General features: G+C 60.6%; 19 protein-coding genes and 1 tRNA gene. 13 read left to right on the plus strand and 7 right to left on the minus strand.

Annotated features, from left to right (window positions below):
* Positions 1–134 precede the first annotated feature (134 nt).
* The 5 genes from LPB260_RS16465 (at position 135) to umuC (ending at position 4,653) form a co-directional block, all read left to right on the plus strand.
* Positions 135–1,136 carry a YafY family protein gene (locus LPB260_RS16465; RefSeq protein ID WP_208706886.1) on the plus strand — a complete coding sequence of 334 codons (1,002 nt, stop codon included), beginning with the start codon at positions 135–137 and terminating at the stop codon, positions 1,134–1,136.
* A 56-nt stretch (positions 1,137–1,192) separates the two neighbouring features.
* A complete protein-coding gene (locus LPB260_RS16470) occupies positions 1,193–1,357 on the plus strand; it encodes a hypothetical protein (RefSeq protein WP_208706887.1) in 165 nt (54 codons plus the stop codon).
* Between the two features lie 14 nt (positions 1,358–1,371).
* The gene (locus LPB260_RS16475) at positions 1,372–2,235 is read left to right on the plus strand and encodes a hypothetical protein (protein ID WP_208706888.1); all 864 of its coding nucleotides are present in this window, start codon (positions 1,372–1,374) and stop codon (positions 2,233–2,235) included.
* Between the two features lie 713 nt (positions 2,236–2,948).
* A complete protein-coding gene (locus tag LPB260_RS16480) occupies positions 2,949–3,386 on the plus strand; it encodes a LexA family transcriptional regulator (RefSeq protein ID WP_208706889.1) in 438 nt (145 codons plus the stop codon).
* Positions 3,379–4,653 (plus strand): translesion error-prone DNA polymerase V subunit UmuC, encoded by a 1,275-nt coding sequence (gene umuC, locus LPB260_RS16485; protein WP_208706890.1) that lies wholly within the window; start codon positions 3,379–3,381, stop codon positions 4,651–4,653. The genes LPB260_RS16480 and umuC overlap by 8 nt, the downstream gene beginning before the upstream one ends.
* Positions 4,654–4,748: 95 nt before the next feature.
* On the opposite strand, the gene LPB260_RS16490 is transcribed toward umuC, so the two are convergent.
* Both LPB260_RS16490 and LPB260_RS16495 read right to left on the minus strand, forming a co-directional pair.
* Positions 4,749–5,702, minus strand: coding sequence for an inovirus-type Gp2 protein (locus LPB260_RS16490; RefSeq protein WP_208706891.1), 954 nt, complete (start codon positions 5,700–5,702; stop codon positions 4,749–4,751).
* Between the two features lie 372 nt (positions 5,703–6,074).
* On the minus strand, positions 6,075–6,272 hold the full coding sequence (locus tag LPB260_RS16495; protein WP_208706892.1) for an AlpA family transcriptional regulator: 198 nt from the start codon (positions 6,270–6,272) through the stop codon (positions 6,075–6,077).
* A 688-nt stretch (positions 6,273–6,960) separates the two neighbouring features.
* On the opposite strand from LPB260_RS16495, the gene LPB260_RS16500 reads away from it, so the two are divergent.
* A complete protein-coding gene (locus LPB260_RS16500) occupies positions 6,961–7,818 on the plus strand; it encodes a hypothetical protein (RefSeq protein ID WP_208706893.1) in 858 nt (285 codons plus the stop codon).
* Between the two features lie 558 nt (positions 7,819–8,376).
* Here LPB260_RS16500 and LPB260_RS16510 read toward each other — a convergent pair.
* Positions 8,377–8,466: transfer RNA gene (locus LPB260_RS16510), tRNA-Ser, on the minus strand.
* 133 nt (positions 8,467–8,599) lie between these two features.
* Between LPB260_RS16510 and LPB260_RS16515 the strand changes: the two genes are divergently transcribed.
* From LPB260_RS16515 to LPB260_RS16545, 7 genes are all read left to right on the plus strand, one after another.
* On the plus strand, positions 8,600–9,265 hold the full coding sequence (locus LPB260_RS16515; protein WP_208706894.1) for a Bax inhibitor-1/YccA family protein: 666 nt from the start codon (positions 8,600–8,602) through the stop codon (positions 9,263–9,265).
* Between the two features lie 110 nt (positions 9,266–9,375).
* Entirely contained in the window at positions 9,376–9,768 is a 393-nt protein-coding gene (gene tusD / locus LPB260_RS16520) for a sulfurtransferase complex subunit TusD (protein ID WP_208706895.1), read from the plus strand.
* Position 9,769: 1 nt separating this feature from the next.
* Positions 9,770–10,129, plus strand: coding sequence for a sulfurtransferase complex subunit TusC (tusC, locus tag LPB260_RS16525; protein WP_208706896.1), 360 nt, complete (start codon positions 9,770–9,772; stop codon positions 10,127–10,129).
* On the plus strand, positions 10,129–10,428 hold the full coding sequence (tusB, locus tag LPB260_RS16530) for a sulfurtransferase complex subunit TusB (protein WP_208706897.1): 300 nt from the start codon (positions 10,129–10,131) through the stop codon (positions 10,426–10,428). The genes tusC and tusB overlap by 1 nt, the downstream gene beginning before the upstream one ends.
* Positions 10,425–10,760, plus strand: coding sequence for a TusE/DsrC/DsvC family sulfur relay protein (locus LPB260_RS16535; RefSeq protein WP_208706898.1), 336 nt, complete (start codon positions 10,425–10,427; stop codon positions 10,758–10,760). Before tusB ends, LPB260_RS16535 begins: the two co-directional genes overlap by 4 nt.
* Entirely contained in the window at positions 10,757–11,740 is a 984-nt protein-coding gene (locus tag LPB260_RS16540; protein ID WP_208706899.1) for a glycosyl transferase family protein, read from the plus strand. Before LPB260_RS16535 ends, LPB260_RS16540 begins: the two co-directional genes overlap by 4 nt.
* Before the next feature lie 89 nt (positions 11,741–11,829).
* Positions 11,830–12,831: a glutathione S-transferase family protein gene (locus LPB260_RS16545; RefSeq protein ID WP_208706900.1), complete on the plus strand. Its 1,002-nt coding sequence runs from the start codon at positions 11,830–11,832 to the stop codon at positions 12,829–12,831.
* 27 nt (positions 12,832–12,858) lie between these two features.
* On the opposite strand, the gene cysG is transcribed toward LPB260_RS16545, so the two are convergent.
* The 4 genes from cysG to LPB260_RS16565 all read right to left on the minus strand — a co-directional run bounded on the left by cysG (position 12,859) and on the right by LPB260_RS16565 (position 17,351).
* Positions 12,859–14,253, minus strand: coding sequence for a siroheme synthase CysG (gene cysG / locus LPB260_RS16550; protein WP_208706901.1), 1,395 nt, complete (start codon positions 14,251–14,253; stop codon positions 12,859–12,861).
* Positions 14,254–14,357: 104 nt separating this feature from the next.
* Positions 14,358–15,638 (minus strand): serine--tRNA ligase, encoded by a 1,281-nt coding sequence (serS, locus tag LPB260_RS16555; protein WP_208706902.1) that lies wholly within the window; start codon positions 15,636–15,638, stop codon positions 14,358–14,360.
* Between the two features lie 16 nt (positions 15,639–15,654).
* The gene (crcB, locus tag LPB260_RS16560) at positions 15,655–16,029 is read right to left on the minus strand and encodes a fluoride efflux transporter CrcB (RefSeq protein ID WP_208706903.1); all 375 of its coding nucleotides are present in this window, start codon (positions 16,027–16,029) and stop codon (positions 15,655–15,657) included.
* Complete coding sequence (locus tag LPB260_RS16565; RefSeq protein WP_208706904.1) at positions 16,026–17,351, minus strand: replication-associated recombination protein A; 1,326 nt, start codon at positions 17,349–17,351, stop codon at positions 16,026–16,028. Before LPB260_RS16565 ends, crcB begins: the two co-directional genes overlap by 4 nt.
* Positions 17,352–17,354 lie beyond the last annotated feature (3 nt).

Below are 17,354 nucleotides of genomic sequence, written 5' to 3' on the forward strand. Positions count from 1 at the left end.
CTAATGCGTCGCCTGATTCGAGATCTATCCTTCCACGGAGCGGCGACAACACCTGTCGTTAAGGACCAAATGAAATGCCGAGCAACGCTGACCAACCTAGGGCCATGACTACCCTGGAGCGACGGAACCTCGTCTTGGAACTGGTTCCGTATGCCGGTAAAGGGACAATCACACAAAGTGAGGTGCATCAGAGGGTATTGAAACTCCTGCCTGGAGGCACCTTCAGTGAGCGCACCATCGAGCGAGATCTCAAAGCATTCAGTGAGTCAGGCAAGATCGAAAATGTTGGACGGGCCGACGATGGTTCCTATCAGTGGCAACGGATAGATGAGGCTCCGTCGAGTGCCCCGAAGGACGGACGACTTAAATCGGCCAAAGTCGCGCTGGGCATGGTCATGCTGATTGAACATGCCAGCCACCTGATCCATGGTGCCGCCCTGAAGGACCTGCAGGAACACTACCGGCAGTCCAAACAACTGTTGAGCAAGCTCCACCCCCTGGAAGGCCGCTGGCTGAACAAGGTAGTCACTGGTACGCAACACCTACAACTGTTATCCGCGCCAATTAACGAACGCTTCCTGCACGAAATCCAGCGCGCCTTGATCGAAGGCTATCAACTGGAAATTCGCTATTACTCAAGGCGCAGTCGGGCGGAGAAAACCAAGGTCATCAGTCCACTGGGGTTGTCCTACCAGGACTCCAGCATCTATGTGGTGTGCTTGGAGGAAAATGCGCCTGAGGTGCGTACCCTCCCCCTGCATCGTTTCCGTGCGATCAAACCCCTTGAGGCCCGGCAGGTCAGAGAACCTAGCAATTTTGACCTGCGCCAACATGTCCAGCGAATCTTGGTCGAGGATCAACCCGTCCAGCTCAAACTACGGATTAGCCCCAACTTGCGTGATCGACTAGACGAGACTGAAACGCCCCTTTCCAGACAGCAGCGCCTGACTCTTCAGGCAGACGGCTGGTGGCTTCTCGAATGCCAAATGGAGTACACCCAGGGGCTGAAGTGGTGGGTACTGAGTCATGGCGCCACGGTTGAGGTGCTAGAGCCACCTTCACTGCGCCAATTCATCGCCGACACGGCTCGTGAGATGGCCGGTTTCTACGCGGAACTCAAGCCAGCAGCGACATAACCTGTCGCACCGAAGATTCACGCTGCACTCTCAACACATCGGGAGTGCAAAAGCTCATGAATACCTACTCGGCTTTCCTGCAGCGCGTTGTGCCTGGGGCCGGCCCACAGGCCAATTTCACCATTACCGTTCGGGCAGTGACGTCAGCGATGGCCAAGGCCACTGCCGAAGCGCAATACCCTGGCTACAAGTGCATCAATGCGCCCACCCAGGTTCGCTGATACGGGAGCGATGTATGGATACCAAATTCAGCAAGCTACGCCTGCGACAGACGGCCCGCCCCGACGACTACCTGTACGCAATGATTGAAAGCGGTGAGCTTTTTAGCCGCGGCCATCAGCACGAGGGGTTCCAGCACCCTGGCTTTCTTCAGGAGTACATGCCGCCTCTGGATATAGGGATAATCGCCGCGACTCGCGAAGTGGCTCGAGCTTGGGAGCAGCGAATACTGGCGAGTCATGAACCCCCGAGTCGGCCAGTAGGCAGCGATTTCGAGAGCATCACACTGCATACACTCGGCTGGGCTGACCCTACCCCTGCAGGTGTGAACTTTCATGAGGTCCACGTCTTAGACGCTGGCCATATTCCAGTGGATCGGCTTGAAGCATTGCGTCCGCAGACTGAGCTCTTCAGCCTTCACTATCTAGGAGGGCAGCCCGCACATAGCCACATGAACCTGCGTAGCTACATATGGCCTGACGAAGTGGAACTACCCGGCCGTTTCTTAGCGAGCCTGTTTGCCACTCTGGATAAGCCCGATGCGATGAGCCTGGATTGGGCAGCATACGCCAGCTTGCCTTTTGTCCATGGGCGGTGGCTGGTCTTTCACGGCGAGGAGCCCCTTGCCGAAGCAGTCATGATTAGTCTGCGAACGCCAATGCTCCCTGACCCAGCAATGCCTATACGAAGCGCCCTCTTGCTCATCGAGTACGATGAATCTCTTACCTTTGGCGAATATGCCGATGTCAATGATGCGCTGACGACCCAGCTACCCCAAGACACCCGAGTTGATATCTCGCTCCGGCATGTGCCAGGCCTACACGCCAGCAGGTACTGGCTTCTGCTAAGCGACGAGCAGACCAAACAGGAGCCCGGCTAACGCCGCCTGCTCCAGGCACCGATGCTTTAACCCTCAGCCAAGAATGCGAAACAGGGGGCATCACATGCGGATACGTGACGGAAAACCACTTCTAGAATGGCTATCTCACCGGCCGATGGGCTCGAGTCAAGGAAAAAGCCAACAGCCTGCGACTGTTGTTGAAACGCCCGCCTCGCCGCTGGATAAGGAAAGCGGGGTACTGACCGCAGCAGAGCAAAGGTGCCTCGGTGACTGGCTGAAGAGGCTCGACGATCGGAAGTGCGCCCCTACTGCGGTCGATAGCAACCCGGATTGGCTTGTGAACTAGCCGCGTATCGTGCGGCACAAGATCGAGCTAGTTACACAGCAGCCCCCATGACAGAGCCAGCCAAGCCGACTCAATAGGTCAGTGCAGTGCAGATCGCCTATTCCCTGAGGCTGGGCCTACTGTGCCCCACCGTAGGTCAGTCGCGCCAAGCACAGCAGAAAGGGCAGCAATGCGGCCAGCACAACGAAATCAATCAGCGTGTTCATCATCAACATGACCAACCTCATTCAATAGTGACGGTGCAGACACATTAGTTTCTCGGCGAGGCGCGGTCGATCTGTAAGCTTTTCGCATGTAAAGAAACCGAACAGACCTATTCCGCTCATGACCGAACCGGACGAATGCCGCTTGTAGGCAGCCTGGCTGGACCATTACTGTATATGCATACAGTTTTGAGTTCAGCCCCATGAGCAATGCCGTTTTACTCGGTTCCATCCTGCAAGCATCAGCACCACTCGCACTGTTCGATGTCCATGTGCCAGCGGGCTTCCCCAGCCCCGCCCTAGACCACATGGACCAGAAAATCTCCCTGGATACCCTGCTGGATGTGGCAGCACCGCACACCTACATCGTCCGCGTATCCGGGGATAGCATGCAGGGCGCAGGGATCTTCGACGCCGACCTGCTGATCGTCAGTCGCGCGCTGCCTGCCAGGCCTGGCGATGTGGTGGTGGCCAGCCTAAACGGCGAAGTCTTCGTGAAGCGTTTTTGCCGGGAGAGCGAGCAGCTGATCCTGCGCTCGGAGAACCCACGCTATGCCCCGCGTTACATCCTCGAAGGCGATGAGCTGCTGATCTGGGGCGTGGTGACGCACAGCATTCGCGGGCACCGCCAGCATGGCTGAGCCCGCCTTCGCCCTGATCGACTGCAACAGCTTCTACGCCAGCTGCGAGCGGGTGTTTCGTCCCGACTTGTTGCGTACGCCCATCGTGGTGTTGAGCAACAACGATGGCTGCGTGATCGCCCGCTCGGCCGATGCCAAGCCGTTCGTGAAGATGGGCGCCCTCTTCCATGAGATTCGTAATGACCTCAAGCGCCATGGAATCGTTGCCTTCAGCAGCAACTACGCGTTGTACGGCGACATGAGCGAACGGGTGATGGCCATCCTAGAGTCGCGCTTTCCAGCGGTGGAGGTCTACAGCATCGATGAAGCCTTTGCCGACGTCAGCGGCCTTACCGAACAAGCCGAGCCCCTGGCTCGGTCGGTCCGCGCGGAGGTTCAGCAGAAAACTGGTATCCCGGTAGGCATCGGCATTGCCGGCACCAAGACGTTAGCCAAGCTGGCCAATCACGCCGCCAAGCGCTGGCAGGCGCAAACCGGTGGGGTGGTCGATATCCGCGACCCCAGCAGACGCGACAAATTGCTCAAGGCACTGCCGGTAGCGGAGGTCTGGGGCATCGGTAGGCGTATGCAGGCTCATCTGGAGGCCATGCAGGTCAAGAGCGCTTGGGATCTGGCACAGACGGACGCGTGGACGCTGCGTAAGCGATTCAGCGTGGTGGTTGAGAAAACCTCCCGCGAACTACGCGGCATCCCTTGTCTTGACCTAGAAGATTGCGCCCCGCCGAAGCAAGAGATCTGCTCCAGCCGCTCATTCGGCAAGCGCCTGCGCGAACTCCCTCCCATTCAGGAGGCTGTTGCCGCCTACGCGACGAGGGCCGCAGAAAAGCTGCGCAACCAGCACTCGGTTTGTCAGCAGATCAGAGTCAGCCTGCGCACCGGACTGTTCAACCCGGACGAAGCCAAATACGCCAACGGCATACTCTGCCAACTGCCCTACCCGACCGATGACACGCGCCTGATCATCCAGGCAGCACAGGACGGTATCGCTCGGCTTTACCGTCCTGGATTCGCCTACGCCAAAGCACAGGTACTGCTACTGGGCCTATGCCAACGCAATGAATACACCACTGACCTGTTCACCCCCGAACAGCCGATACGCGTCGACCAGCTCATGTCCGTATTGGATCAAATCAATGGCAAGTGGGGACGCGGCACGCTGCGCCCAGCCCGGCTGAAGGCCGATCCAGACTGGGGTATGCGCCGGGAAATGCTCAGCCCTGCTTACACCACCAAGCTTGGGGAGCTGTGGACGGTGTCGGCTAGCTAGACCAGTACGGCATTAGTCAGCAGAGCTGTTTAAATGCATGCCCCGTCTATCAAGCCCTGCGGTTAACTCAACCCAGGCAGAGCAGCGCGCTGACGTTAGACCTGCCCCATACGAAAGGCCCTGGCACCTGCAGGCTTAAAACGGAGATGCTGGCCGTCTTTTGCAAGGTAGTGCATCGCCTTGATGACCTTGCTGCGGACCGAGTCATCAGCACGCTTGACGGTCCCGATGCCGAGCTCATCACCGTAGCTGTCCTTCTCATCGTTGCAGCTGAAGAAATAGCCGGCCCCACGCGTGACCTGCTCCACCCACAGCTCACCAATCTGTCTCGCCTTGTTGCAGTCGCAGCGCACCTCAGCGCCGTTGAAGAAGAACGCAGCATGAATGTGGAAGCCCTTGTCCTCGCCCTGCTCGACCGAACAGACATAACCTGTGGCGTCCCTGAAGACTGGATGCCGTTCACGTGCCTCGATCAGCTGATCCAAATCCTCAAACACATGCTCAACCCGCAGCCGCCCACGTGCAGCCGCCCGATAGTGGAAATCGACCCGAACCACAACCGTCCGGGAGTAGCGATTCAGCACCCAGTTCACGTACTTGGTAATCGTGGCCTGCTTCTGCTTAGCCTCGTAACGACGATCGCCAGCCTTACGCCGGTACTTCTTACTGCAAATCAGCTGACGAATACGATCCACCAATAAGTTCATGGTCTCGTGGCTGCTCAGATAGCGCGTACCGCTGTCATTGAGGCAGGTCAGCCCCACAGGACTGCGCTCCAGGCCGATGTCCTGACAGGCTTCCTTGAAAGCCTGCAGATCCTCGCTGTAGGCATAGCAGTAGCGGTCATCGAAGACATCCAGCAACTGCTGGATGGACTGGAAGTGCCTGCTAAGCCGGGTCTCCCGTATCCGCTGGTCACCGGATCGCGTGTGGGTGATATCGAAGGCTGGCTTGTCCGTCCGCGCGATTGCCCGTACGAGCTGCTCGATCCTGATGGAGGCTCCGGACTGGGAGAGATTGGTCTGGGTGAAGGTGTTGCGAGGGCTCATGGTCGGTACCTGGTGTGGTTGATTCATACCAGATACCGGTTGGATATTTTTTTACTGCTCGACTGCCATGCACTTGTCTATGGTCATGCATGACGTGACGGGTAGTGAGTATGTTTAATGTCTATTTTTCTATATAACTTAATCCAGCCCGGATACCGGCACCAATTCCCGCGCAGGCTGAGCAATCGGGCGTTCAGTACCAAGTAAGGAAGGCGATAGGTCAAAAGCAATTTCGTGGGAGTTAGCTGAGCCCTCAACCCGCCAAAGTATGTGCCGATGTAGCACGGCATAGCAGCATAATGGCCAGGAACTCCCGACCATTATGCTCGCGAACTTAGATGGCGGAGGCTTGCTTAACGGGGTTGTATTGAATCATACAGCGCCCTCCTGCAAATCACGCTCTTCAATCTTGGCCAGGATCCAATCGTGCACCTCACTTTCGACCCAACCCACGCATCGCTCTCCCAGCGGCACTGGCTTGGGGAAAGTCCCTTCAAGGATGTACTTATAGATGGTCGACCGAGCCAGACCGGTCGATTCGATGACTTCTTTCAGACGGATGATCCTCATGAACGGGCTCCTGTAGTTCGTTCAGAGGATTGGCGGAGCTTGTAGAAAAATACGTTCCATGACCACACAATGCCTGCGCTCAGGCTGGGCATCATTTAAACCTCCAACCGTGCAGCACAACTTTCCCACTGCTTAACACGAACTAGACGCCATTCGATAGCCCCCTCGGTACAACTTCAGCGATAGTCAATCCAAGGTGAAGCAGTGGTGGTAGGGATTGGAAACCCAAGAAGTCGACATACATCTACTGCTGGCAACAATGTAACTGGAGCGAGGTCAACTTCATGTTTTATCTCGAAAGAACAACTAATCTACTGCAGCAAGTGTCTGATAGCACGGCTCAATACCCCTTACGCCAATGACATCGCCACATCCTGAACCGGCACGGAAACGAAATGGGCCACACATGCTAGGCGACCGGGAAATGGCCCCACATGCACCCATCTACTGAACGCCTCTAGAAATTTATACTCTTGAGCAGATCATGATTCCTTGATAAATTGGAACAAACATACCCACACCTCCTTTAAAGCCTGGAACGTTTAACAAAATTGATTCCTAGAATACCTATATATCCACCATAGATCCCAGATAGGATTTCTCTAGAAATCCATTAGAAGCGTCTTATAATTCATCTAGAATTGATAGCTACCAACTATCGATTAACTTATCATTATAGAGTTTATCAATGGTATTAACTGAGATTGATTACCCAGACGAACTGGGACAACTACTCAAAGAGCATCAAAAGGTAAATCGCCATGACGTGTGGTTATGGCTCTACTTATATTACAGAGAGCAAGTAAACCTTGACCCCACTACATGTAACGGCCTCACCATGCGGGAAGAGATCGCTCACCACCTGAAAACCAGGACTCGTACAATTGAGCGCCTTGCCTTAGAGAAAGACCGCTATTTAGTTAGTTACCGTCACATAAGCTGGATTGAAAAGAGGAGTACTCGACAGTACGAGTGGCTACTTCCTAGGATTGAAGAGATCACCGACTTGAAACCAGGTCGAGGTCTACCGAGGGGACTGGCACATCTCACAGGCCAGACCCACCTAATTGCCATGCTTGACTTATGGGATTTAGATAGCACGGATAAAGCAAACAAAATCGCACAACTTCACAACGATTGGCTCAGACACAAGGAACAAGACAGTGCCTTTGACTGGTTCGCAGACAAAAAGGAAGGAACGAAACGCTGCGTTTGCGCCTGGGAATGGTTGAAGAAAAACAAACCGATCTTAGCCCGGGTGCCGCTGCATTTCAGCGATTACGAAGGGCTGCTCATATACTTCGACAGAGCAGATTTTGGCCCAAATGAGCAGAAAGCTATTATCCAGCAAATCAAGAAGCGCTGGAACCGCCAGCAGTTTGACGAGCGAGCATTAGACAAAAAGCAGTTCAACGTCATGCTATCGATAACGGCAATCGACTTGCTAAAAAATTTAGCTGACACTCACAACCTGAAACGGGCTCAAGTTTTGGAGCGCCTGATAACGATGGAATCTGAAAGCGGCATCTATCTAGATGATGGATGACAATCGACAGATGCCCCCATTTAGGGATGGCCTGAATTGGCGCGGTATTTCTGGCCGACTTCCGCCTCCGCCGACTGTAAAAGCAGGTAACTCGATCAAAATCTCCCAGCTTTTCCACACACTCAGGTGTTCTGGGGCGGACGAGAGCAGCTCGCAGCGGCCATTTGCCGAATTACAGGCACGCCTCTCCCGCATGCGCCAGCAAACGTCGCCGCGTCATCCTTAGGCTCGACAGAGCTAACAGCGTCACCAGTTGCGCGGTGTTATGAGCCAACACACGGAATCGCCCCTTGAATTAGGCAAACTGGCGCTTGATCACCTAAGACGAGTGATCGCCATGGCATAGGTCTGGACTCTAGGCGTCTCAAGCTTGCGAATCGGCTCGCACAATGCGCTGCGCTTTCCATTCGTCTTGTAGGTGCTGCTCCGGGCGGCAGCCCCCCCCAGATGACCTCATACCTCAACGCCATCGATCCAGCCAAAGTGTGGACTAGGGTGTGGACTGAGGAAGCCCAGAAACAAAAAAGCCCCGATTCACGGGGCCTTGATGCTCTTATTTGGCGGAAGCGGTGAGATTCGAACTCACGGAAGAGTTTCCCCTTCGACGGTTTTCAAGACCGTTGCATTCAACCGCTCTGCCACGCTTCCGGCTTCTCGCGGGCGGCAATCTTACCCGAACGCAACACACTGTCAAACTCTCTGGGTTGGCACCGTCAAATGCTCTGTTATGATCCATCTCAACGCTGTTCACGGATCCCCTAGCCATTGAAGGAGTGTCGCCATGCGCGAACAAGATTACGCACTCAGCCACTCACAGGTTGAGCAACAAGAAGTCAGCCGCGTGCTGCGCAACACGTACGGCCTGCTGGCCATCACCCTGGCCTTCAGCGGCCTGGTCGCTTTTTTCGCCCAGCGCGCCAACGCCCCTTACCCGAACATTTTCGTGGTGCTGATCGGCTTCTACGGCCTGTTCTTCCTCACCGCGAAGCTGCGTAATTCGCCCTGGGGCCTGGTGTCCACCCTCGCCCTGACCGGTTTCATGGGCTACACCCTGGGGCCGATCCTCAACCGCTACCTGGGCATGGCCAACGGTGCGGAAGTGGTCAGCTCGGCGTTCTCCATGACCGCGCTGGTGTTCTGTGGCCTGTCCGCCTACGTACTGACCACGCGTAAGGACATGAGCTTCCTCAGCGGCTTCATCACCGCTGGATTCTTCGTCCTGCTCGGCGCCGTGGTGGCCAGCTTCTTCTTCCAGATCAGCGGCCTGCAACTGGCGATCAGCGCCGGCTTCGTGCTGTTCTCCTCGGCCTGCATCCTGTTCCAGACCAGCGCGATCATTCATGGCGGCGAGCGCAACTACATCATGGCCACCATCAGCCTGTATGTATCGATCTACAACCTGTTCGTCAGCCTGCTGCAACTGTTCGGCCTGATGGGCGACGACTGATCCAGCCACGCTCAGCGAAAGCCCGCTTCGGCGGGCTTTTTCATGCCTGCGGCGAGCATCTTGCGCGCGCAGGCTTTATCATTCCGGCAGATTTCCCGCTTGGCTCCTCTATGAAATTCGCCATCGCCCTGTTTTCCGCCCCCCACGCGCCCTCCTCCCGCCGCGCCCTGCGCTTCGCCCAGGCGGCCTTGGACGGTGGGCACGAGATCGTTCGGCTGTTCTTCTATCAGGACGGCGTGCACAGCGCCTCGAGTACGGTCGTCAGCGCCCAGGATGAGCTGGACCTACCTGGTGAGTGGCGCGAGTTCGTGCGCGAGCGGCAACTGGACGGCGTCGTCTGTATCGCCGCCGCCCTGCGCCGCGGGGTGCTGAATGAAGAAGAGGCCCAGCGCTATGAGCGCAGCGCCGCCAATCTGAGCGCCCCCTGGGAGCTGTCCGGCCTCGGCCAGCTGCATGAAGCCACGCAGATGGCCGACCGCCTGGTGTGTTTCGGAGGCCCATGACATGAGCAAGTCCCTGTTGATCATCAGCCGCCAGGCGCCGTGGGCTGGGCCGAGCGCCCGCGAGGCGCTGGACATCGCCCTGGCCGGCGGCGCCTACGACCTGCCGATCGCCCTGCTGTTCCTCGATGACGGCGTATTCCAGCTGGCCAGTGCCCAGCAGCCCAAGGTCCTGCAGCAGAAGGACCTGGGCGCCAACCTGCAGGCGCTGCCGATGTTCGGCATCGAGTCGCTGTACGCCTCGGCACCCAGCCTGCGGGAGCGCGGCCTGGCCGATCAGGCGCTGGCACTGCCCGTCGAGGCACTGGATGACGAGGCACTGAGGGCACTTATCGACCGCTACGATCAGGTGATTACCCTCTGATGGCTACCCTGCACGTCCTTTCCCATTCGCCCTTCGGCGACAACCGCCTGACCAGCTGCCTGCGCCTGCTCGGCCCCTCCGACGGCCTGCTGCTGTGCGGCGATGCGGTGTATGCCCTGCAGTCAGCCAGTGCACCGTACGAAGCGCTGCAACAGGTACCCGAATGCGTCGGCCTGTTCGCCCTGCTCGAAGACCTCGAGGCCCGCGCAATCAAGCCTGCCGAGCGCGTACAGGTGGTGGATTACCTGCAGTTCGTCGACCTGAGCTGCCGCTTCGACAAGGTCAATAGCTGGCTATGAAGCACTTGATGGTCGACGGCCGCGACATCGCGCTGGACAAGGATGGCTACCTGGTCGAACTGGCGGACTGGTCCGAAGCGGTAGCCGAGGCCCTGGCCCGGGAGGAAGCACTGCACCTGGGGGCCGAGCACTGGGAAATCCTCCATCTGCTGCGTGCCTTCTACGCCGAGTTCCAGCTGTCGCCGGCCAATCGCCCGCTGATCAAGTACGTGGCGCTCAAGCTCGGGGCGGAGAAAGGCAACAGCCTGCATCTGAACCTCTTATTCAAAGGCGCTCCCGCCAAACTCGCCGCCAAGCTGGCGGGCCTGCCCAGACCGACGAACTGCCTATGAATCTAGTCGCCCCACCGGAACACCCCTTCGCCCAATTCGTCCGCATCCTCGGCAAGGGCAAGCGCGGCGCGCGCAACCTGACCCGCGCCGAGGCCCGCGAGGCCATGGGCATGCTATTGGACGGCAAGGTCGAGGACACCCAGCTCGGCGCCTTCCTGATGCTACTGCGGCACAAGGAGGAAAGCGCCGAGGAGATGGCCGGCTTCGCCGAGGCGATCCGCGAGCGCCTGCAACCTCCTTCCATAGCCGTGGACCTGGACTGGCCCAGCTATGCCGGCAAGAAGCGCCACCTACCCTGGTTCCTGCTGGCCGCCAAGGCCCTGGCACAGAGTGGTGTACGCATCCTCATGCACGGCGGCGGCGCCCACACCGCAGGTCGGCTGTACAGCGAGCAGTTCCTCGATCTTCTGGACATTCCCCTGTGCCACGACTGGGCCGCGGTCGAGCAGGCCCTGGAGCACAGGCGACTGGCCTTTATGCCACTCGGCGCCTGGATGCCGCAGCTGCAAAGGATGATAGACCTGCGCAACACCCTCGGCCTGCGCTCGCCGATCCACTCCCTGGCACGGATTCTCAATCCGCTTGGCGCGCGCTGCGGCCTGCAGAGCATCTTCCATCCTGGCTACCAGGCGGTGCATCGCGAGGCCAGCCAGTTGCTCGGCGACAGTGCCCTGGTGATCAAAGGCGAAGGCGGCGAGATCGAGGTCAACCCCGACGCCACCAGCCACCTCTATGGCACCGCCGATGGAGTCAACTGGGACGAGGACTGGCCACCGCTGTCGGCGCAGCGCCACGTCAAACCGGAGCGCCTGGAGCCCGCACATCTGCAGGCGTTCTGGCGTGGCGAAGCGGACGATGCCTATGGCCGCCTGGCCGTTCTGAGCAGCATGGCCCTGGGCCTGCGCGCTTTGGGGATGGCGCGCGAGGAGGCCTTCGTAGAGGCCGAGCGCCTCTGGGACGCACGACAAGTATCTAACTGACCGATAGATAATGGCAGTTATTTGCGCTTTTATATCGAGACTAGCTCGATAGACTGAGCCTCTACTTTCCAGAGAAGAGGACGCGAGCGATGGGTCTGCTGATCGAGGGACGCTGGCGCGACCAGTGGTACGACACAGGCGAAGACGGCCAGTTCAAACGCGAGAAGGCCCAGCGGCGCCACTGGATCACCGCCGATGGCGCCCCTGGACCGAGTGGCGAAGGCGGCTTTGCCGCCGAAGCCGGGCGCTACCACCTGTATGTATCCCTGGCCTGCCCCTGGGCCCATCGCACCCTGATCCTGCGCAAGCTCAAGGGCCTGGAGGCGCTGGTCGACGTTTCCGTGGTCAGCTGGCTGATGCGCGACAACGGCTGGACCTTCGACCCTGAGCATGGCTCCACCGGCGATACACTTGATGGTCTCGAGTTCTTGCATCAGCGCTATACGACCGACAATCCGCGCTACAGCGGACGGGTCACCGTGCCGCTGCTGTGGGACAGACAGCAGCAACGCATCGTCAACAACGAATCGGCGGAAATCATCCGCATGTTCAATTCGGCATTCGACGACCTCACCGGCAACCCCCTGGATCTCTACCCGCCGGCGCTGCGTGGCGAGATCGATGCACTCAACCAGCGCATCTATCCAGCCGTCAACAATGGCGTGTACCGCGCCGGCTTCGCCACCAGCCAGCAGGCTTACGAAGAAGCCTTCGATGAGCTATTCGGTGAACTGGATCGGCTGGACGCGCTACTCGATGAGCGCCGCTACCTGGCCGGCGAATACCTCACCGAAGCCGACTGGCGCCTGTTCACCACGCTGATTCGCTTCGATGCCGTGTATCACGGCCACTTCAAGTGCAACCTGCGGCGCATCGAGGACTACCCCAACCTGTCCCACTGGTTGCGCGAGCTGTATCAGTGGCCGGGGGTCGCACAAACCGTGGATTTTCGCCACATCAAGCAGCATTACTACGCCAGCCACACCACCATCAACCCGACCGGCGTGGTACCCAAAGGACCGATGCTCGACCTCGAACGCCAGCATGACCGCGCTCGCCTGCCCGGCAGAGGGATCTGGCAGCGCCCCTGAGGCATGTGCTGCAAACAGTGCCCAGGCTCAAACCTGAGCCTGGGCACCTTCGAACCACGCCAGCTTGTCGCGCAACTGCACGACTTCGCCGACGATCACCAGGGTTGGCGCATGCACCTCGTGGTGGGCAACCAGCTCCGCCAGGTTGCCCAGGGTGCCGGTGAACACCCGCTGATTGCTGGTCGTGCCCTGCTGGATCAGCGCCGCCGGCGTACCCGCCGCCCGACCATGGGCGACCAGTTGCTCGCAGATCAATGCCAGCCCGACCAGGCCCATGTAGAACACCAGGGTCTGGCTCGGCGCCGCGAGCTCGGCCCAGGGCAGGTCGCAGCTGCCATCCTTGAGGTGACCGGTGACGAAGCGCACCGATTGCGCATGGTCCCGGTGGGTCAGCGGGATACCGGCGTAAGCCGCGCAACCGCTGGCCGCGGTGATGCCGGGTACGACCTGGAAGGGTATGCCCTCGGCCGCCAGCTGTTCGATTTCCTCGCCGCCGCGACCGAAGATGAAGGGGTCGCCGCCCTTCAGGCGCAGCACCCGCTTGCCCTCCTTGGCCAGGCTCACCAGGCGCTGGTTGATCTGCTCCTGGGGCAACGCATGCTCGGCGCGCCGCTTGCCGACATAGATGCGTTCGGCATCACGCCGGCACAGCTCGATGATCGCCGGTGCAACCAGCCTGTCGTAGAGCACCACGTCGGCCTGCTGCATCAGGCGCAGGGCGCGGAAGGTCAGCAGGTCCGGGTCGCCAGGACCGGCACCGACCAGGTAGACCTCGCCGAGGGCCTGGGGCGCGGCGCCGGCGATCTTGTCCTCGAGCAGGCGCTCGCCTTCGTGCAGCTTGCCGGCAAACACGCTCTCGGCGACCTGGCCCTGGAACACGTCCTCCCAGAACACCCGGCGCTGCTGCACATCGGGGAACAGCCCCTTGACCTGTGCACGAAAGCGCTTGGCCAGGCCGGCCAGCTGGCCGTAGGTGGCCGGAATCCAGGTTTCGATCTTGGCGCGGATCAGTCGTGCCAGCACCGGCGCATCGCCGCCACTGCTGACCGCGACAATCAACGGCGAGCGATCGACGATCGCCGGGAAGATCACGCTGCACAACTTAGGCGCGTCGACCACGTTGACCGGAACGCCGAGGGCCTGGGCCTGGGCGGATATCTGCGCATTCAGCGGCTCATCATCGGTGGCGGCGATGACCAGTGCCATGCCGTCCAGGTCATCGGCCTGGTAGCCACGCTGCAGCAGCCGATGGGCGCCCTGCCCGGCCAGCTCGCGCAACTCGTCACGCACCTGCGGCGCGACCACCCGCAACGTCGCGCCGGCATCAGCCAGCAGGCGCGCCTTGCGCACGGCCACCTCGCCGCCGCCAACCAGCAGCACGGTGCGGCCCTGAAGTTTATGGAACAGCGGAAGGAAATCCATCGCAGCCTCGGCGAGCAGGAAACGTAGGGTGGAAAACCGCGAAGGCTTTCCACCGAGGGAGGCATCCGGTGGAAAAGACCTGCGGTCGTTCTCCACCCTGGGGATCAGCCGATCACTTCGATACCGCCCATGTAGGGCTTCAACACGTCCGGCACACGAACGCTGCCATCGGCCTGCTGGTAGTTCTCCAGCACCGCCACCAGGGTACGCCCCACGGCCAGGCCGGAACCATTGAGGGTGTGCAGCAGTTCCGGCTTGCCGGTCTCCGGGTTGCGGAAGCGCGCCTGCATGCGCCGTGCCTGGAAATCGCCACAGTTGGAGCACGAGGAGATTTCCCGGTACTTGTCCTGGCTCGGCACCCAGACTTCCAGGTCGTAGGTCTTGGTCGCGCCAAAACCCATGTCGCCGGTGCACAGGGCCAGCACGCGATACGGCAGCTCGAGCAGCTGCAGGACCTTTTCGGCGTTGCCGGTCAGCTCCTCCAGCGCCTGATAGGAAGCGCTCGGCTCGACGATCTGCACCATCTCGACCTTGTCGAACTGGTGCTGGCGGATCATGCCGCGGGTGTCGCGCCCGGAGGCGCCGGCCTCACTGCGGAAGCACGGGGTGTGGGCGACGAACTTCAGCGGCAGCTGCTTGGCCTCGAGGATCTCCCCGGCGACTATGTTGGTCAGCGACACCTCGGCGGTGGGGATCAGGTACAGGTCGGCCTCGTTCTCGCGGCCAATCTTGAACAGGTCTTCCTCGAACTTCGGCAGCTGGCCGGTGCCCTGCAATGCCGGGGCCTGTACCAGGTACGGGGTGTAGGCCTCCTCGTAGCCGTGCTCGCGGGTGTGCAGGTCGATCATGAACTGCGCCAGGGCGCGGTGCAGGCGGGCGATCGGACCGCGCAGCAGGGCGAAGCGCGCGCCGGACAGCTTGGCGGCGGTCTCGAAGTCCAGCCAGCCATGCTGCTCGCCGAGACTGACGTGGTCCTTGATCTCGAAATCGAAGGCCTTCGGCGTACCCCAGCGGCGCACCTCGACGTTGTGCTCTTCATCCTCGCCCACCGGCACCGATTCGTGCGGCAGGTTGGGGATGCTCAGCAGCAGGCTGTCGAGCTCGCGCTGGATGGCATCGAGCTCCTGTTTGCCGGCCTCCAGCTCGTTGCCCATGCGGTCGACGTCGGCCAGCAGCGGGACGATGTCCTCGCCGCGCTGCTTGGCCTGGCCGATGGCCTTGGAGCGGCTGTTGCGCTCGGCCTGCAGCTGTTCGGTGCGGGTCTGCACGGTCTTGCGCTGGGCTTCCAGCGCCTCGAAGCGCGCCACATCCAGCTCATAGCCGCGGGTGGCGAGGCGCTGGGCAATTTCCTGCAGTTGGGTGCGCACCAGTTTGGAGTCGAGCATGTCAGGTTCTCGTCAATCAGAGTTTGGTGAAAGATAGGCCGGCCCAGGTCGCGAGCAGGCCACCCGACACGCTGAGCAGCACATAGCCAATGGCCAGTGGTGCCTGCCCGCTTTCCAGTAGGCGCAGGGTGTCGAGGGAAAAGGAAGAAAAAGTGGTCAGGCCGCCGAGGAAGCCGACGATCACGCCGGCGCGCACTTCCAGCGGCACCTCCGGACGCAGCAGGAACAGCCCGTAGAGGTAGCCGATCAGCAGGCAGCCGAGCAGATTCACCGCCAGGGTGGCGATATTGAAGTGCTGCGGCCAGTGGGCATTGATCCAGTTCGCCGTGGCGAACCGCAGCAGGCAGCCCGCCGCCCCGCCTGCCGCCACGGCCAGGGTTGCGCCGATCATGACTTTCTCCGCTGGCGAACACTGGCCCGGTCCTGCTCGGCCAGGTGCCTGAGCTTGTCGCCGATCTTCAGCTCGAGCCCACGGGGCACCGGCTGGTAATAGCGGCGCGGCGCCAGCTGCTCGGGGAAATAGTCCTCGCCGGCGGCGTAGGCGTCGGGCTCGTCGTGGGCGTAGCGATACTCGTCGCCATAGCCCAGTTCCTTCATCAACTTGGTCGGCGCATTGCGCAGGTGCAGCGGCACCTCCAGCGAGCCATGCTCCGCCGCTTCGCGCATCGCCGCCTTGAAGGCGTTGTACACCGCATTGCTCTTCGGCGCGCAGGCCAGGTAGACGATGGCCTGGGCCACCGCCAACTCGCCCTCGGGGCTGCCCAGGCGCTCCTGCACGTCCCAGGCATTCAGGCACAGGGTCAAGGCCCGCGGATCGGCGTTGCCGATGTCCTCGCTGGCCATGCGTACCACGCGGCGGGCGATATACAGCGGGTCGCAACCGCCATCGAGCATGCGCGCGAACCAGTACAGCGCGCCGTCCGGGCTGGAGCCGCGCACCGACTTGTGCAGCGCGGATATCTGGTCGTAGAAGGCCTCGCCGCCCTTGTCGAAGCGCCGCCGACTGTCGCCAAGCAGGTCCTGCAGCAACTCGACGCTGATCTCGCCGCCATCCTCGGCCAGGTCCGCGGCATTCTCCAGGAAGTTCAGCAGGCGCCGGCCGTCACCGTCCGCGGCGGCCAGGAGCACCTGAAAACTGGCGTCCGGCAGGCTCAGGCGGCGCTCGCCCAAGCCCTTGGCATCGCTCAGGGCGCGCGTCACCAGCTTGCGCAACGCCGCCTCGTCGAGGCTCTTGAGCACGTACACCCGAGCCCGGGAGAGCAAGGCGTTGTTCAGTTCGAAGGAAGGATTCTCGGTGGTGGCGCCGATGAAGATCAGCGTTCCGTCCTCCACATAGGGCAGGAAGGCATCCTGCTGCGACTTGTTGAAGCGGTGCACTTCGTCGACGAACAGGATGGTTCGCCGGCCGTACTGGGCGGCGTGCTGCTGGGCGACCTCGACCGCCTGGCGAATCTCCTTGACCCCGGAGAGCACCGCGGAAATCGTCTCGAAGTGGGCGTCGGTGACCTGGGCCAGCAGCCGCGCCAGGGTGGTCTTGCCGACACCCGGCGGGCCCCAGAAGATCATCGAGTGCAGCGCGCCCTGCTCCAGCGCCTCGCGCAGCGGCTTGCCGCGCGCGAGCAGGTGCTCCTGGCCGACGTACTCGTCCAGGCTGGCCGCGCGCAAACGGGCGGCCAGGGGTTGTGCGACGGGAGCCTTGCTGAACAGGTCCATGGA

It is taken from the genome of Pseudomonas sp. LPB0260 (assembly GCF_013388395.1).

Bases quoted from the DNA above. Each gene is read 5' to 3' on its own strand.
- LPB260_RS16500 (WP_208706893.1), top strand. From the start codon at position 6,961: ATGGTATTAACTGAGATTGATTACCCAGACGAACTGGGACAACTACTC.
- LPB260_RS16540 (WP_208706899.1), top strand. From the start codon at position 10,757: ATGAATCTAGTCGCCCCACCGGAACACCCCTTCGCCCAATTCGTCCGC.
- LPB260_RS16480 (WP_208706889.1), top strand. From the start codon at position 2,949: ATGAGCAATGCCGTTTTACTCGGTTCCATCCTGCAAGCATCAGCACCA.
- LPB260_RS16470 (WP_208706887.1), top strand. From the start codon at position 1,193: ATGAATACCTACTCGGCTTTCCTGCAGCGCGTTGTGCCTGGGGCCGGC.
- LPB260_RS16565 (WP_208706904.1), bottom strand. From the start codon at position 17,351: ATGGACCTGTTCAGCAAGGCTCCCGTCGCACAACCCCTGGCCGCCCGT.
- tusD (WP_208706895.1), top strand. From the start codon at position 9,376: ATGAAATTCGCCATCGCCCTGTTTTCCGCCCCCCACGCGCCCTCCTCC.
- LPB260_RS16490 (WP_208706891.1), bottom strand. From the start codon at position 5,702: ATGAGCCCTCGCAACACCTTCACCCAGACCAATCTCTCCCAGTCCGGA.
- serS (WP_208706902.1), bottom strand. From the start codon at position 15,638: ATGCTCGACTCCAAACTGGTGCGCACCCAACTGCAGGAAATTGCCCAG.
- LPB260_RS16545 (WP_208706900.1), top strand. From the start codon at position 11,830: ATGGGTCTGCTGATCGAGGGACGCTGGCGCGACCAGTGGTACGACACA.
- umuC (WP_208706890.1), top strand. From the start codon at position 3,379: ATGGCTGAGCCCGCCTTCGCCCTGATCGACTGCAACAGCTTCTACGCC.
- LPB260_RS16515 (WP_208706894.1), top strand. From the start codon at position 8,600: ATGCGCGAACAAGATTACGCACTCAGCCACTCACAGGTTGAGCAACAA.
- crcB (WP_208706903.1), bottom strand. From the start codon at position 16,029: ATGATCGGCGCAACCCTGGCCGTGGCGGCAGGCGGGGCGGCGGGCTGC.
- LPB260_RS16495 (WP_208706892.1), bottom strand. From the start codon at position 6,272: ATGAGGATCATCCGTCTGAAAGAAGTCATCGAATCGACCGGTCTGGCT.
- tusB (WP_208706897.1), top strand. From the start codon at position 10,129: ATGGCTACCCTGCACGTCCTTTCCCATTCGCCCTTCGGCGACAACCGC.
- LPB260_RS16475 (WP_208706888.1), top strand. From the start codon at position 1,372: ATGGATACCAAATTCAGCAAGCTACGCCTGCGACAGACGGCCCGCCCC.
- tusC (WP_208706896.1), top strand. From the start codon at position 9,770: ATGAGCAAGTCCCTGTTGATCATCAGCCGCCAGGCGCCGTGGGCTGGG.
- LPB260_RS16535 (WP_208706898.1), top strand. From the start codon at position 10,425: ATGAAGCACTTGATGGTCGACGGCCGCGACATCGCGCTGGACAAGGAT.
- cysG (WP_208706901.1), bottom strand. From the start codon at position 14,253: ATGGATTTCCTTCCGCTGTTCCATAAACTTCAGGGCCGCACCGTGCTG.